Source organism: Laedolimicola ammoniilytica, assembly GCF_025567165.1.
Taxonomy (GTDB): domain Bacteria; phylum Bacillota; class Clostridia; order Lachnospirales; family Lachnospiraceae; genus Laedolimicola; species Laedolimicola ammoniilytica.
Genome location: NZ_JAOQKC010000013.1, coordinates 14,254 through 28,242, shown reverse-complemented (window position 1 = coordinate 28,242; position 13,989 = coordinate 14,254). Strand labels below are relative to the sequence as shown.

At 49.4% G+C, this 13,989-nt stretch carries 14 protein-coding genes and 1 pseudogene; 2 read left to right on the top strand and 13 right to left on the bottom strand.

The window, feature by feature from the left end; all coding sequences use genetic code 11:
* Window positions 1-217 precede the first annotated feature (217 nt).
* From OCV63_RS10575 to OCV63_RS10560, 4 genes are all read right to left on the bottom strand, one after another.
* Window positions 218-1,957, bottom strand: coding sequence for a recombinase family protein (locus tag OCV63_RS10575; RefSeq protein ID WP_262670803.1), 1,740 nt, complete (start codon window positions 1,955-1,957; stop codon window positions 218-220).
* A 55-nt stretch (window positions 1,958-2,012) separates the two neighbouring features.
* Complete coding sequence (locus tag OCV63_RS10570) at window positions 2,013-2,174, bottom strand: hypothetical protein (RefSeq protein WP_004797315.1); 162 nt, start codon at window positions 2,172-2,174, stop codon at window positions 2,013-2,015.
* A gap of 80 nt (window positions 2,175-2,254) precedes the next feature.
* Window positions 2,255-2,605, bottom strand: coding sequence for a type II toxin-antitoxin system PemK/MazF family toxin (locus OCV63_RS10565; protein WP_055200209.1), 351 nt, complete (start codon window positions 2,603-2,605; stop codon window positions 2,255-2,257).
* A 21-nt stretch (window positions 2,606-2,626) separates the two neighbouring features.
* Complete coding sequence (locus OCV63_RS10560; RefSeq protein WP_243006311.1) at window positions 2,627-3,019, bottom strand: hypothetical protein; 393 nt, start codon at window positions 3,017-3,019, stop codon at window positions 2,627-2,629.
* Window positions 3,020-3,260: 241 nt separating this feature from the next.
* Here OCV63_RS10560 and OCV63_RS10555 point away from each other — a divergent pair, with 241 nt between their 5' ends.
* The gene (locus OCV63_RS10555; RefSeq protein ID WP_049942440.1) at window positions 3,261-3,635 is read left to right on the top strand and encodes a helix-turn-helix domain-containing protein; all 375 of its coding nucleotides are present in this window, start codon (window positions 3,261-3,263) and stop codon (window positions 3,633-3,635) included.
* A gap of 59 nt (window positions 3,636-3,694) precedes the next feature.
* Here OCV63_RS10555 and OCV63_RS10550 read toward each other — a convergent pair whose 3' ends face one another.
* The 7 genes from OCV63_RS10550 to OCV63_RS10520 form a co-directional block, all read right to left on the bottom strand.
* Window positions 3,695-4,120 (bottom strand): RNA polymerase sigma factor, encoded by a 426-nt coding sequence (locus OCV63_RS10550; protein WP_025490813.1) that lies wholly within the window; start codon window positions 4,118-4,120, stop codon window positions 3,695-3,697.
* A gap of 466 nt (window positions 4,121-4,586) precedes the next feature.
* A complete protein-coding gene (locus tag OCV63_RS10545; RefSeq protein WP_055200208.1) occupies window positions 4,587-4,958 on the bottom strand; it encodes a metal-dependent transcriptional regulator in 372 nt (123 codons plus the stop codon).
* Between the two features lie 11 nt (window positions 4,959-4,969).
* Window positions 4,970-6,706, bottom strand: coding sequence for an ABC transporter ATP-binding protein (locus OCV63_RS10540; protein WP_008791595.1), 1,737 nt, complete (start codon window positions 6,704-6,706; stop codon window positions 4,970-4,972).
* A 14-nt stretch (window positions 6,707-6,720) separates the two neighbouring features.
* Complete coding sequence (locus OCV63_RS10535; RefSeq protein ID WP_008791594.1) at window positions 6,721-8,466, bottom strand: ABC transporter ATP-binding protein; 1,746 nt, start codon at window positions 8,464-8,466, stop codon at window positions 6,721-6,723.
* Entirely contained in the window at window positions 8,463-9,977 is a 1,515-nt protein-coding gene (locus tag OCV63_RS10530; protein ID WP_055200206.1) for an ABC transporter ATP-binding protein, read from the bottom strand. The genes OCV63_RS10535 and OCV63_RS10530 overlap by 4 nt, the downstream gene beginning before the upstream one ends.
* 5 nt (window positions 9,978-9,982) lie before the next feature.
* Window positions 9,983-10,720: an energy-coupling factor transporter transmembrane component T gene (locus OCV63_RS10525; RefSeq protein WP_008791592.1), complete on the bottom strand. Its 738-nt coding sequence runs from the start codon at window positions 10,718-10,720 to the stop codon at window positions 9,983-9,985.
* Window positions 10,720-11,301, bottom strand: a complete 582-nt coding sequence (locus OCV63_RS10520; RefSeq protein ID WP_008791591.1) for an MptD family putative ECF transporter S component — start codon at window positions 11,299-11,301, stop codon at window positions 10,720-10,722. The genes OCV63_RS10525 and OCV63_RS10520 overlap by 1 nt, the downstream gene beginning before the upstream one ends.
* Before the next feature lie 195 nt (window positions 11,302-11,496).
* On the opposite strand from OCV63_RS10520, the gene OCV63_RS10515 reads away from it, so the two are divergent.
* Window positions 11,497-12,489, top strand: coding sequence for a helix-turn-helix domain-containing protein (locus OCV63_RS10515; protein WP_330375887.1), 993 nt, complete (start codon window positions 11,497-11,499; stop codon window positions 12,487-12,489).
* Between the two features lie 60 nt (window positions 12,490-12,549).
* On the opposite strand, the pseudogene OCV63_RS10510 reads toward OCV63_RS10515, so the two are convergent.
* Window positions 12,550-12,675: pseudogene (locus OCV63_RS10510) on the bottom strand (TnpV protein); the annotation flags it as partial.
* Window positions 12,676-12,894: 219 nt separating this feature from the next.
* Window positions 12,895-13,989 (bottom strand): relaxase/mobilization nuclease domain-containing protein (locus OCV63_RS10505; RefSeq protein WP_158363828.1); only part of this gene is annotated, 1,095 nt, incomplete at its 5' end.

Below are 13,989 nucleotides of genomic sequence, written 5' to 3'. Positions count from 1 at the left end.
TTCGTCACTGTACTATGCTTTTTTTAGTATGTTTTTCACAAAAGAAAGGGTTTCTTTTATGGCAAATAACAAGTTCCGCTCCGACCGTGTGCTGTCCTATTTTCAGGCAGAATGGAAGGTTCTGCTGGCTGTCACAGTGTCGGGACTCATCTATAATCTGGGCCTGCTGGCCGGTCCCTGGTTCGAGGGGAAAATGGCGGCCTGCCTCATCGACATTTTAAATGGGAAGAAATTCTTTTCGGATATGCTGGCCCTGGCGCTGGCCTATGTGCTCGCCATCGGCGTAGTGCAGAGTTCTCGCTATATCAAGCGCTTCAACGGTATTCCCTTTGTCCCACAAAAGCTCCGTAACTTCCCCGCCATCCTTGAACACCGGAAAATTCAGACCAATCCGCTTTAGCGGATATTCAGACTCGTCATTCCTGTAAATTTCAATTTCCTTAATCAAGGCTGTGACCACATTTCTCTTTTCTTCGTCATTTATTATATTATAAACGCAGTCGAAATTCACCATGATTTTGTAAATATTCTCAAGAGTAATTGCCTGCTGCTTAATTGCATCTCGCCGAAGTCTGGCATCTTCGATTTTTTCCTCCAGCTCAACAATGACATCATATAGGGAATCTAACCGCAAGGTCATATCATGGAGCTTTCGTTCCCGGTATTTTGCATCAGCAGGGAGACTGTCAATTTCCCGTTCCAATCTTGTTTTATTCAAATCAACTTCCTTCAGCTTTGCCTGATAGCCCTCCAGTTCTTTATCCACTGCTTTCGTGTCAATCTGAACGCCAATCCGTTTTTTAATGGCCTGGGCATATTCCTCATTCCTTACGATCTCACGAATTGCCTCAATGACCATCGGTTCAATATCGGTCTTTTTCAGCATTGCCTTATATTCACAATGCTTACCCCTGACCATCCTATTCCGACTACATACATAATAGTAAATTTCTTTGTAAGTGCCATCTTTATTTGTCCATGCGTGTTTATTCGTATACATGGGACTTCCACAAACCGGGCATTTCAGCAGACCGGATAACAAATGAACTCGATCCCGCCCAATTTTTGACGGTTGCTTTACTCCGGTTCTAAGACGCTTGGCATGAGCCTTTTCCCATACCTCCTCACTAACGATTCCTTTATGCTGTCCCTCTGTCAGAATGTAATCGTCATTTCTTTTCATCTGGTAATCGTTTTTTGTGCCTTTGACTTTTTCCTTCGTTCTCCGTCCATAAGCAATTTTACCGCAATAAACCGGGTTATCCAATATCAGTTTAATAAAATGTCCTGTCCAATCCTCTAATGTGCCATGCTGCCTCGGAATTTTCCGTATACCTTGTAAGTTCAACTGATTCGCAATACCACCCAAACCGATTTCCGATGAAGTATATAATTCAAAAATCTTCCGTATTGCCACAGCCTCTGTTTCTTCAATCATCAGCTTGTTATCTTCCAGTGTATACCCGTAGGGAGCAAAGCCACCATTCCATCCACCTTGCCGTGCCTTTTCGCGCCGCCCGTTCATCGTCTGCTCGATAATATTCTCACGCTCAATCTCAGCCACAGCAGATAGTACAGAAATCAAAAGTTTTCCGCTTGTCTGAGAGGAATCAATCCCTTCTTCTATGCAAATCAGATTTACACCATAAGATTGAACCAACTCCAAAGAGTTAAGTATATCTGCTGCATTACGGCCAAACCGTGACAGCTTATACACTAAAATATAGTCAATGTCCAAGCCATCCTCAATATCTCTGAGCATTTTTTGAAAGGCAGGCCGTCCCTCAATGGATTTACCGGATTTACCGGCATCTTCATAAGTATCAACAACGATCATTTCCTCACGATCCGCAAATCGTGTCAGCATATTTTTTTGACCTTCCAGGCTGTATCCGTCCACTTGCATCTCTGTGCTGACCCTCGGATACAAAACACAGCGTTTTCCATATCGGTTCATAATTCATACCTCCAAAATTTACTTTTGGAAAATATCCTATGTAAAGCTGCGATTCTCACGCAGCTCCGTCAACCTCGCCCAGCACTCTCATACCATATTTCTCGATGATATGTGCCAGCGAAGTAATAAACGCTTCAAATTTTTGTTCCGCCAGAAGTTCTTCTGACCGGATTTCATCTGAAGGAATCAATGCGCTTTTATTCTGGATATTCTCCATTCAGAATCACCTCCGCAATTCCTAACGAAATTATAACTCTACTTGCACAGCCTGAAAATGATACGAGCCTTTCGGCACTTTTATGTAATCCCCAGACTGCACAAGAGCGTCTTGTTTATATTTTCCATGTCATCCTTGTTTAGATGACCAATATAGTTTTTTAACCTCGACTTGTCGATTGTTCTGATCTGTTCCAGCATAACAACAGATGGTTTCACCAAACCGCATCTGTCATTTAAGTGGTAATGCGTGGGGAACTTTCTGTTTTTTTTGCTTACACTGGTAATTGCTGCAATAATAATCGTAGGACTGAAACAATTTCCCACATTGTTTTGAAGAATGAGTACAGGACGAGAGCCACTTTGTTCGGAGCCGATACCAGGGCTTAAATCAGCCGAATATATGTCACCTCGATGGAATTTTTCAAACATCACTCTCGCCTCCTTAATATCTTAATACTTAAACAGCCGCACCAGTCTGAAAGAAATCTTCGGATAAAAACCTGGTGCGGCTACTGTTATTCTGTTCGGATTACTCGTCATATTTGCCACGCATCCCTGACGCCGGGGACAGAACAGGTCTCCGCTGGCGCGGCTGTCATAACTCCGCAGCGTCGTTCGTAGCGTGCGCCGCAGGGTTCCCCCCAAGTCTTTGGCGGGCCGTGAGGAAGTATCTTTAAGCCCCCGCGCCCTCATCGCGCCGGATGTGCCACCATCCGGGTCACAGGGACGTTGATCGCTCCGAAACAGCTTGTCCATCACCTCCTGGCTGCTCCATCTTCGCGGCGTCCTGCACTCGCTCATGCGCGGGTTATGTACCTGTTCTGCCGTGTATTCAGTTGTCAAAGGTCAGCGAAAGAAAAGCTCCTTCTTGACAGCCATGACAAAAACAGGCGATTTGTCCTGTCTGTACTGCGATTTATTTGAAAAAATATGTTGCCTTGTCCCTTCATAGAAGCTGCGGACAGCGCAAGCTCCTTATAAGCACAATAAAATAGGTACTATCGTGCCTAAAAACGCCTTTTATGAGGTTCTTCCTGCAAGGAAATGGGCACGATAAAATATAATTAAGGAGACGATAGTGCCTATGGAACTGATAAAAGAGCTGGGACGAAGGATACAAAAAGCGCGTAAGGAAAAAGGATTGACGCAGCAGGAACTCGCAGATCTGAGCCACGTTTCTCTAAAGCACGTTCAAGGCTGCGAAAGAGGGGTGAAGAATCCTTCTTTTGAGGTTCTGCGCGCTTTTTGCAAAGTCTTGAATTTATCTTTAGATTCCCTGATGAATCTCGATCTGCCCGAAGATGAGCAAGCCGCCAACGATATGCGGCAGCTTTACCTTTCGTGCCCTCCGGCTGCCAGAAAAGTGCTGTTAAACTCGACCCGCGCGTTGACTGATGAGCTAAAAGAGATGGTGCAGACGGCTGGGGTTGACCCATATGAACATTTAGAGAATAAGTAAGCCGGTGGAGGAATAAAAACCCCCACCGGCTCTCTTTTTGCCGCTATGCGGCGGTCAGGTTATTGGGCCGTATCCAGCAACCACGCCAGCTTCTTCAGTCCGCGCCGGATGCTCTCCCACACGCGGCGACGGTCAGCACCCTCGATCCGGGCGATCTCGGCCACCGTCATGCCCAGGTAAAACCGGGCGTAGATACGCCGGGCCTGGATGGCTGTCAGCTGCATCAGCGCGGCATACACTTCCTCCCGCAGCAGCTTCTGCTCCAGGACTTCCTCCGGGGTGAGTGGCCGGTTGAGGGCATCGTTTTCAATGCCATCCTCCCGGTTCAGAGAGTAGTGAGCCTTGTGCCGGAACTTCCGGCGTTCATAGGCGGCATCGTCCTGCTCCTGGCCCCGGATCGCGGCCACGACTTCCTCGGCCACGTCTACAAAGACATCGGTTTTATACACATCGGGATACAGTTCCCGAAGATTGATCTTCTGCATTATGTACCTCCATTTCGATTCACGGGTTGACGGGTGAACCGAAATGAAGGCGGTGAGCGACACCTTTCGGGGAAATTCCCGAAAAAACGACAAACAAAAGCGCCAGCATCCGAAGAACGGCGGCTGGCGCTGCTAAAAGAGGACTTATGACGCTTATGGACCAGCCACGATAGTGCCTGTTCATAAGCAGATGGGGGCCGATTGACGGTCAGGCTTTTTTTGACAGGTAAATTCCTGCCGAATTATGTCGAAGCGGTCTTTGCTTCACGGCGGCTCCCTCCTAAAGCCGCCGTGTCAGCGTGTAGTCGTCACTCCTTTGTCGAGGGCATAAGGAACGGCGGCCTTGATGTACTCAAAACCGCCGCAGTACCCGGAAAATCCATTTTGGGCGCACAAAGCTGCCTGCCCTGCAACGGTTTTTTTCTTTCCCCGTCTTGCGGGGCAGGATCGCTTGGCTTATTCGGTTTTAGTCTTGCTCTTGTTCGACTGCTTCTTTCAGCCGGTCAAAACTCTCATCGCTGATGATGTGTTCAATACGACAGGCATCGGCCTCCGCAGTTTTGGGGTCAACGCCTGCGGTGATAAGCTGCTCGGTAAAGAAGCAGTGACGCTCGTAGATTTTTTCGGCTACCTCGCGGCCCACATCGGTCAGATGGAGAAAGTGATCTTCGTCCATCATAAGAAAGCCGCCGTCCCGCAAGGTAGCCACTGCATGGCACACGCTGGGCTTTGACACCTCCATGTGCCGGGCCACATCTACGGAGCGCACCATACCGCGTTTCTTTTGGAGAACAAGGATGGTTTCCAGGTAGTCCTCCCCGGACGCATGAAGTTTCATCTGAACCTCCTTTACTGAGCCAGCTTCCAGCCGATGGCCTCCTGTCTGGCCGATACAAAATCGGCATACAGGCCCTTTTGCTGGATCAGCTCCGCATGAGTGCCGCGCTGGACGATATGAGCGTTGTCCAGTACAAGGATCTGATCGGCGTTGCGGACGGTTTTCAGACGGTGGGCAATCATGATGATGGTCTTGTCATGGGTCAATGCCTCGATAGCCCGCTGCAATTCATCCTCATTCTCCGGGTCAACGCTGCTTGTTGCCTCGTCCAAAATGATGATAGGTGCGTCCTTCAGCATGGCGCGGGCGATGGAAATCCGCTGTTTCTCGCCGCCGGACAAAGTACCGCCTCCCTCGCCAATCACAGTGTCATAGCCATCCGGCAGGGCAGAAATAAAGTCATGGCAGCAAGCCTTCTTCGCCGCCTCAACCACCTGCTCATGGGTGGCGTCCGGGCAGCCAAACTTGATATTGTTCTCAATCGTATCTGCAAAGAGGTATACGCTCTGGAACACCATCGAGATATTCTTCATCAGGCTGTCCAGCTTAAAATCCCGTACATCCGTACCGCCTATGGTAATCTTCCCGGCATTCACATCCCAAAAACGGGCAATCAGGTTGCACATCGTTGTCTTTCCTGCCCCGGAAGGGCCGACAATGGCCGTAGTCGTTTTTTCGGGAATGGTAAAGCTGACCTGATCTAATATCTTACGGTCTGCGTAGGAAAAATCCACCTTGTTAAACACGATCTCGCTGGACTTCGGCGTAATATCAGCGCCTTTCTCGTCCATTACCGGCGTGTCATCAATGGAGTTTGCCGTATCCATCGAGGCCGCCAGCATTTGCAGCAAAGAGGCCATATTCCCGGCGTTCTCCAAATCGTTGAACACCATGAAAGAAGCAATCACCAAAATCAGACCGTAGGCCAGCGGCAGGGAGCCGTCCAGCCAGAACCAGACCGAGGCCAAAAGCAACAGGACGCTGAACACCCGGACAACAGCCTGTTTGATAGCGTCATAGGGAACGCTGGCCTTTGTCAATTTCAGGTTATCTCGGCAGCTCGCCTTAATTGCACTGCCGATAGACTGCGTGCTGTCCCGTTCCAGTCCAAATGCTTTGACAATCCCCATCCCCTGAATGTACTCCAACACAGACTCCACAAGGGACTCCTGTGTGTGCTGGCGTACCCCGCTAAGCGCGGCAGATTTGCGAAGCGCCAGTTCCGCCGCCGCAAGGTAAATCAGGACACCGGCAGCGGCCACAAGACCGATCCGCCAGTCAAATACCAACAGGACGATGACGAGGGCAACCGAGTTGAAAAAACCGCCCAGCACTGACACCAGGACACGGGCTGCTGAGTTCTCTACATCACCCAAAGTTGTTGTGACAATGGCGGTAATATTCCCGATACTATTCTTGTTGAAGTAGCCCATCGGGATGTAGCGCAGCCGATCTCCGATGTGGATACGCTTTTCCGCCACCATGCAATAGCCGGTTTCCGTCTGCTCCATCGTGGAAAAATAGGTCGTGATGATACGCCCAATGAGGGAAACGGCCATAATCCCCAGCGAAAGCCAGATAAACTTTCCGTCCCGGTTGTCAGATACCAGTGCACCAATTACCACAAAGAGGGCGGCAAACTGCATGGCTGAAAACAGCCCGGACAGGAATGAGAATAACAGGGATTTTTTTAGAAGCTCCTTTTTGCTGCCTGCAAAAGCAAAGATTTTTTTCAATGTTCCATACATCTGACAACACCCCCTTACATCTGGTCTTTCGCGCCGATGTGCGCCTGCCACATATCCCGGTAGAGGGGGCAGGTTTCCAGCAGCTTCTCATGCGTACCCTGTGCGTGGATGGTTCCATCCTTCACCACAACGATGTTATCTGCGCCAACAATGGTAGACAGCCGGTGTGCGATCACAATCAGGGTCTTGCCGACAGTTAAAGTGGAAATGGCTTTCTGCACCAGCGCCTCATTCTCTGGGTCGATATAGGCAGTTGCCTCGTCCAAAATGACAACCGGCGCATTTTTCAGCATGGCGCGGGCGATGGCAATCCGCTGGCGTTCACCGCCGGAAAGATGGGAACCGGCGCTGCCGACAACCGTATCATAGCCATTATCCAGCTTGCGGATAAAGGCGTCGCAGCCGCTTTGTTTGGCTGCCTGCTCCACCTCTGCGTCCGTGGCACTGGGTCTTCCCATGCGGATATTCTCCCGGATACTGCGGTTAAACAGGTAGTTATCCTGAGATACATAGGAAATCTGGTCTGCAATTTCAGACAGCGGCATATCCTTCAGCTCATGGCCGCCGAGGGTAATGCTGCCGGATGTAACATCCCAATACCCGGCAATCAGCTTCGCCACCGTAGACTTGCCGGAGCCGGATGGCCCTACAAGGGCGGTCATGGTTCCGGGGTGGATGGCGAGATTCACATCATGCAAAACCTCTGTTGTCCCGTCATAGGAAAACGACACAGACCTGAGAGAAATGCCGGTATCTTCCAGCTTGATCGGCGTTTCTTTATGGTTCAGTTCTTCGGCGTTCAGAAGCTGGCTGATTTCTTCCACATTTGTCCCCAGTACAGCCAAATCGTCCGTAAAGGTAAAGGCCGCAATAATCGGCCCGATCAGCCCCAGCGAGAAAATCACAATGGACAGGAAGGTGGAAAGCTCCAGACTGCCGGAGAGCCAGAACGCGAAGCCGCAGGGCAGCACGCAGATTAGCACTGAGGGCAGGATGGCGTTGTAGGCGCTCATGGTTTTCTGGTTTTCACGCATCCAGTCCACATAATAGTTGGCGTTATAATTCACCGCGTCAGAATATTTTTTGTAGGAACCGGCGGACTGGCTGAACGCTTTTACCACCTCAATCCCGCCGATGTATTCTACAATGGCGTTTGCCATCTGCTTTCCCGCTTTAACCGCGCCCTCCCATTTGACGGGATAATTCTTCATACCGGCGGACATGACAGCAAGGCCCACCACCAGCGTAACAAGGGACAGGAGCGCCATGCGCCAGTCCATAACGAACAGATATACGACAATCACCAAAGGCACCAGCACATTTGCGGTCATTTCCGGGAGCAGGTGTGCGAAGGTCGATTCCATGCCTTCAACCCGGTCAACAATCGTCGTTTTGTACTGGCCGGACGGAGTATCTAAAATCGTCCCCATCGGGACGCGGGCCAGCTTTGCGGTGATATTCTCTCGCAGATCGCGCAGCGTGTAATAGGTCGCCGTGTGGGAAATCGTTGTAGAAAGACTGGAAAACAACACTTTCCCAAAGTAGCCGCACAATGCAATAATACCAGCGGTCACATAGCGGGAAAAATTCTGTTCCCCAGACAACATCATTGTGACAATATTCGCCACGCAGAAATAGGGCACCATCTGGCAGGCCACGCCTAATACCGCAAGGATAACACTGCCGATGAATTTTCCATGATAGGGCTTGCCCCATCCCCATAAGACGCCTATGGGCGACTCTTTCTTTTCCTCCTTCATTCTGTGGACACCTCCTTCTTCATATCACTCAGAAAAAACTTTAGTAGGCGTTTTCGGCCATCGCTGTCCTCTATGGAATAACTTTCCTGAATTTGCCCGTTTTCTAAGTGAAGGACATAATTGCAGCAGCGTAGAATAAATTCCGGGTCATGCGTTACCACAAGCGCAGTTCTTCCAGTATTCGCCACCTGATTAACAACATTGGCAACCTGCCTCATGTGAAACAGGTCAAGGCCGCTGGTCGGTTCATCGAATAAAATCAAAGGGCGCTCCGAAGCAATCGCAGAGGCAACCGCCACGCGCTGCTTTTGGCCGCCGGACAGTCCCATCGGGTGGCAGTCCTCATAAGGCAGCAGGTCCATCTCCTGCAAGATTTCTCTTGCCCTCTGCTTATCCTCAGTTCTCATACTGAGCAGAATTTCATCCAGAACACTTTCGGTAAAGAGCTGGTGGTTTACATCCTGCATGACCATATAACAGAGTTTCAATCGTTCTTTTCTGGAATAGTTCTTGCTCTGATCCTGCACCGTTCCTTTGAAGTGCTTTTCCAACCCGCAGAGGCACCGGGCAAAGGTGGATTTTCCCGCACCATTATGTCCGATGATGGCCGTGGCGCTGCCGGATGGGAAAGAGGTTTCCGTTATATGCAAGGTTTCCGGCTCATGCTTATAGGCGAAGGACACATTCTTTATCGTCCAAACCGCCTCATTCATTCTCTGCGGCGTGCCTACAACTTCTGAAAGCCCCGCAAGATCAAGAGGGCGCAATCCCATATCATCGCGCTGTCTTGCCGACAGGCCGCAAAATTCCTCTGCTGTATAATCACCTTCGATTTCTCCATCTTTTAGGTACAGGACACGGTCAAAGAGGCCGGACAGATAATACAGCCGATGTTCAGAGATGATGATGGTCTTTCCCTGCGATTTCAAAGTAAAGAGTAGCTGTCGAAAATCAGCGATAGCGTATGCGTCAAGGTTGGATGATGGCTCATCAAGCACATAAATATCCGGGTCAATCGCCGCTGCCGATCCGCAGGCGATTTTTTGCTTTTCACCGCCGGACAAAGAAAAAATACTTCTATCAAGCAGCGGCTCCAACTTTAGCTGTGCAGCTACACGCTTTACACGGTCACGCACAAGATCTTCCGCTATGCCGTGATTCTCTGGGCCGAAAGCCAGTTCGCTGGTCGTGTCCACATTGAAAAACTGAGAACGCGGATTTTGAAATACAGAACCGACTTTCAGAGAAATATCAAACAGTGACAGGTCACGGGTATCCTTTCCATCCAGATAGACGGAGCCGGTATAAGTCCCCTCATGATAATGGGGGATCAAGCCGTTAAACAACCGGGTCATGGTTGTTTTCCCACAGCCGGAAGTCCCGCAGAGCAGGACAAAAGAACCGTCCTCAATGGTGCAGGAAATATGTTTCAAAGCGCCACCGGCCTGCCTCTCACTGTCGGGAAGGGTACTGGCAGGATAAGAAAAGGACACATCTTGACATTCAATCATTTCCTTCACCCCCTTGCGGCAAGCACATAGATTTGCGCTGCAAATGCTCCCAGACAGATCAGCAGGAAAATAACATCCTGCACATGAAAACCCAGCTTACAGATATTCGTCCGTTTTACCGGGCCTCCCAATCCCCGCGTAAGGGCTGCCTGGGACAGTTCCTCCCCGATTTTGACGGAGCAGATCATCATGGGAACAATCCGATACTCTAAAATCGTACCAGCTTTACCACCGCCAAAGCGGACGCCACGCATCCGCATGGCGTCCCCAATGGCGCTCCATTCTTCCGCAACCGTGGGAAAGAAACGGAACATCACGGACATGGGAATGGTAATCTGCTGCGGCAGGTGGAGTCGTTCCATCGCTGCAACAAATTCGCTGACCGTGGTTGTAGTTACCACGAAATATCCCATGACCACGCTGGGGGTGAACCGCAGAAGAATACCAACGACGGCTACTGCGATGTAGTTTGCTACGCCGGTCAGTCGGGACATGCCGAACATTTCCAGGCACAGACTGCCTCCAAAAATCAGGATATAGAGAACAGCGCCTTTCCATTTTCTGGCCGCTGACAAAAGTAACAGCGGGATCGCCGCCAACACGATGATGTAATACTGCATGATACCTTCATACGAACCGCCTAAAATAAAGACAGCTATGGTAATCAGTACCGCCAGTTTTGTCCGGGGGTCTAATAAAATTCCGCTATTGTTTTTTTGACTTGCAAGAAGTTCGCGGCTCATTACACAATTCCCGCCCGCTCAAAGTGCTTTTTGAAAATCTTCTGTCCGATCAGGCCGCCGACAAGACCACTGACGAAAGCAGCAATAAGCAGTGCCGGCAAAATCCAGTCTGGCATATAAGCCATGAGCGTGTCGGCATATTCCTGACCGTAGCCGGGGAGCAGGCTCTGGTAGTAAGCGTCACGCGTCACAACGATGGGAATAAACGCCCCGATTACCCACATGGAAAAAACGCCGTGGATCAGCACTTCACGCTTGGCGTTCTTGTAGTCACAGGCTTTCATCATAAAATCGGAAATCAGCCCGAAAATCAGCCCGGTAGGGATGCACCACCAGCCCATGCCGGTCAGCAACATAATGATACCGAGCAGCACCCCGCAGATGGTAAGCATACCGAATTTTTTGATTTTGGAGAAGAACAACATCATCGGAATACCGCCCACAAGCGGCACGATCACGCTGATAAGCGGAATGAAAATCGGGATAAAACCGATGGACGCCGCAGCGAAAATGACGATAAAATAAATCGCCGTGAAAATACCGATATTGATGAGATCCTTTCCTTGCAATTTGTTGTTCATTGCGAAACCTCCTAACATGATTGCTTTCTCGGTTAGATCTCGCTAACCAATTCTAATGGTAGCACATATTCAATTATGCTTCTATGCACATATCAGTATTTTAGGCCCGTATAGCAAGGAGTTTTTTCGTTTTGCCAGCATATCCATTGACCGTGAATTTTCTCGCGGGTATAATAATATTAACGATTTTGTGTGATGAAAGGGGCGAAGCAGTTGCGTGATATGATATACAGCATTTTAGAAAACAGCGATACTGTTTCTGATGTGACTTTGAAAAACAGTCCAAATAGCAGCACATTGCTTTTGGATCGGGCAGATGGCAAGGGACGCATGACATTCCATACGCTCTTTCCGGGGCTGACTTTGGCTTTTATTTTTGTAAATGCTCCCGTATGGCCGGAGTCGGATGAAAATTCAAATCTAAAGCCTTTGCTGATTAACTATTGCGTTTCAGGCAGAAGTGAATTGCTTCTGGATGACGGCTCTTACATTTACCTGAAGGAAAATGATTTTTGTGTCAGTGAACAGACCGCACAGAAAGAATATATCTTTCCTACGAAGCAATATCAGGGGATAAAAATATATTTTGACCTGTCACTTCTTTTACAGTCCTGCGGTGAACTTTTGAAATCTTTTTCACTTGACCTCCCTACGCTGGAAAAAAGTTATTGTGGCAACCATAAAACATATATCAACGAAGCGGACAGCGAGCTGGAAAATATATTTCAAAAACTCTGGCGGCTATCCGAAAGACCCTCGGCCTTCCATTTGCAAATCTATACTCTTGAACTTCTCCACCGGCTTCTTAACATGGAAATCCGGCCTCCGAAAACTTGCGGCTTCTACACGGAAACACAGGTTGAAATTGCAAAAAGGGCGGCACAAATCCTTTCTGATGACCTTCGCCAGCACATCCCTGTAAGACAGATTGCAGAACGATTTTCGGTCAGTGAAACCAGCCTGAAAAATTATTTTAGAGGCGTATATGGACAGAATATATCCACCTGGCTGCGGGAAATCCGCATGAACGAAGCCGCAAGACTTCTTTCGGACACAAAGCGTCCGATTGCCGAAATATCAGAACAGGTCGGCTACTCTAATCAAGGGAAATTTGCCGCCGTGTTCAAAAAGCAGTTTGGCTTTTCTCCGCTGGAATACCGGCGGTCAAAGAATTTGGAAAACCGATAAGAACAAAGCCGGGATTTGCCACTTGTCAGCAAAATCCCGGCCTTTCTTATGCCTAAAATCTCATGCGGAAATCAACTCTTGAAAAATAACTTCCTCCGCCTGCGCCTTCAGCATGTTCATCAGCCCCACCCAGCGCATAGGGTCACAGGCTTTCAGTTCCTCGGTGACGCCCGCTACCTCCATCATGCGGAATAGCGAGAACGGTGGTTATTCCGAAATTATTCTGATTCGGGATAATACTGGCAAGCAATGCCTGTGTTAATACACACAGGCCCGCAGAGAAGAAAATCCCTCCGTGATTTTCCTCTCCGCTTGCTTGTTGAGGGCAGCGCCCCCAAGCCCCTTTGAACACAGAATTTCATTCTGTGGCTGCGCGTTCTGCGAACGCTTTTGACCAGGACCAGCTTACCGCTGGCCGTGGTCTTTTTCTTTTTCAACATCCTGTTCTACCTCCATTTTCAGCACTCGATCTACATTTGCCTTTGCCGTTAAAAGCTCCCGCATTTCTTCACGGGAGCGCCGGTACTCGGCATAGGTTTTCTTCTTTTCCTCCAGCAGTTTGGAATACTCAGCTTGCAAGTCCTTAACCTTGGGCAGCTTCTTCACCCCCATCTCGTCAAAGGCATTTTTTGCCGCCTGATGGAGCAGGATTTCTTCCTCATGTTCCTCCCGAAATTTTCGAGAATAACCCGCCTTGCGGTATGCCACATAGGTCTCGCGGGTCTTGGCATAATTTACGATGTGAGTACGCAGAACAGCGATCTCTGCCATGCGCTTTTCAGCCGCTTTGATCTGCGCCGAAAGATCATTGTGATGTGCCGTGGCAGCCGCAGCCTTTTCTTCCAAAACCGCATACTCCAGCAGATTGTTCTCTGACAGGTAATTCATGGTCTGCGCCATTTGTTTCAGATTAAAAACTTTAGCCCATCGCGCATACCCAGCGCCTTTCCCAGCCTGCAATTTTGCCTGAATGTCCACCAGCAGATTGACCTTTGGCGGCTCCGGCTGCACGATGGATTTCTTACGGGGCGTGTGCTGTTTTTCACCGGCCAGCACCGCACGGATTTCTGCTTCACTGTACCCGGCCCCCAGCTTGTCATCCATGCGGGCTACATTCTTCCAGCCGGGCGCTTTGAGCCGGATTGCTTTCCCGCGCCGGGATACTTCACAGCCCATTTCTATAAGCAGTTTCAACAATGCGTCAAAATCAGCGGGCTTTTGCTCCAGCGCACGGTCAATCATCACCCGCAACTGTTCCCGATGGGAGGGCTTAGCCTGTTCGCCCAGCCACTTGTTGTAGCTTTTTCCGTGGGGTTTTGGATTCTCCACAATGGACAATCCGTTCTCGATACAGATGGTATCACTCAAGCGCCGGACGGCTCTGGTGCTGCCCCAAAAGTTGCGGAATTTTCGGTCACAATCCGCATTGACCGCCGACCAGATAATGTGATTATGAATGTGCGACTTGTCTATGTGGGTGCAGACCACAAAGGCATGATT

Excerpts from the sequence above, each read along its gene's own strand:
- OCV63_RS10520 (WP_008791591.1), bottom strand. The coding sequence starts at position 11,301 with ATGAACAACAAATTGCAAGGAAAGGATCTCATCAATATCGGTATTTTC.
- OCV63_RS10540 (WP_008791595.1), bottom strand. The coding sequence starts at position 6,706 with ATGTATGGAACATTGAAAAAAATCTTTGCTTTTGCAGGCAGCAAAAAG.
- OCV63_RS10575 (WP_262670803.1), bottom strand. The coding sequence starts at position 1,957 with ATGAACCGATATGGAAAACGCTGTGTTTTGTATCCGAGGGTCAGCACA.
- OCV63_RS10515 (WP_330375887.1), top strand. The coding sequence starts at position 11,497 with ATGAAAGGGGCGAAGCAGTTGCGTGATATGATATACAGCATTTTAGAA.
- OCV63_RS10565 (WP_055200209.1), bottom strand. The coding sequence starts at position 2,605 with ATGTTTGAAAAATTCCATCGAGGTGACATATATTCGGCTGATTTAAGC.
- OCV63_RS10550 (WP_025490813.1), bottom strand. The coding sequence starts at position 4,120 with ATGCAGAAGATCAATCTTCGGGAACTGTATCCCGATGTGTATAAAACC.
- OCV63_RS10525 (WP_008791592.1), bottom strand. The coding sequence starts at position 10,720 with ATGAGCCGCGAACTTCTTGCAAGTCAAAAAAACAATAGCGGAATTTTA.
- OCV63_RS10570 (WP_004797315.1), bottom strand. The coding sequence starts at position 2,174 with ATGGAGAATATCCAGAATAAAAGCGCATTGATTCCTTCAGATGAAATC.
- OCV63_RS10555 (WP_049942440.1), top strand. The coding sequence starts at position 3,261 with ATGGAACTGATAAAAGAGCTGGGACGAAGGATACAAAAAGCGCGTAAG.
- OCV63_RS10545 (WP_055200208.1), bottom strand. The coding sequence starts at position 4,958 with ATGAAACTTCATGCGTCCGGGGAGGACTACCTGGAAACCATCCTTGTT.
- OCV63_RS10530 (WP_055200206.1), bottom strand. The coding sequence starts at position 9,977 with ATGATTGAATGTCAAGATGTGTCCTTTTCTTATCCTGCCAGTACCCTT.
- OCV63_RS10535 (WP_008791594.1), bottom strand. The coding sequence starts at position 8,466 with ATGAAGGAGGAAAAGAAAGAGTCGCCCATAGGCGTCTTATGGGGATGG.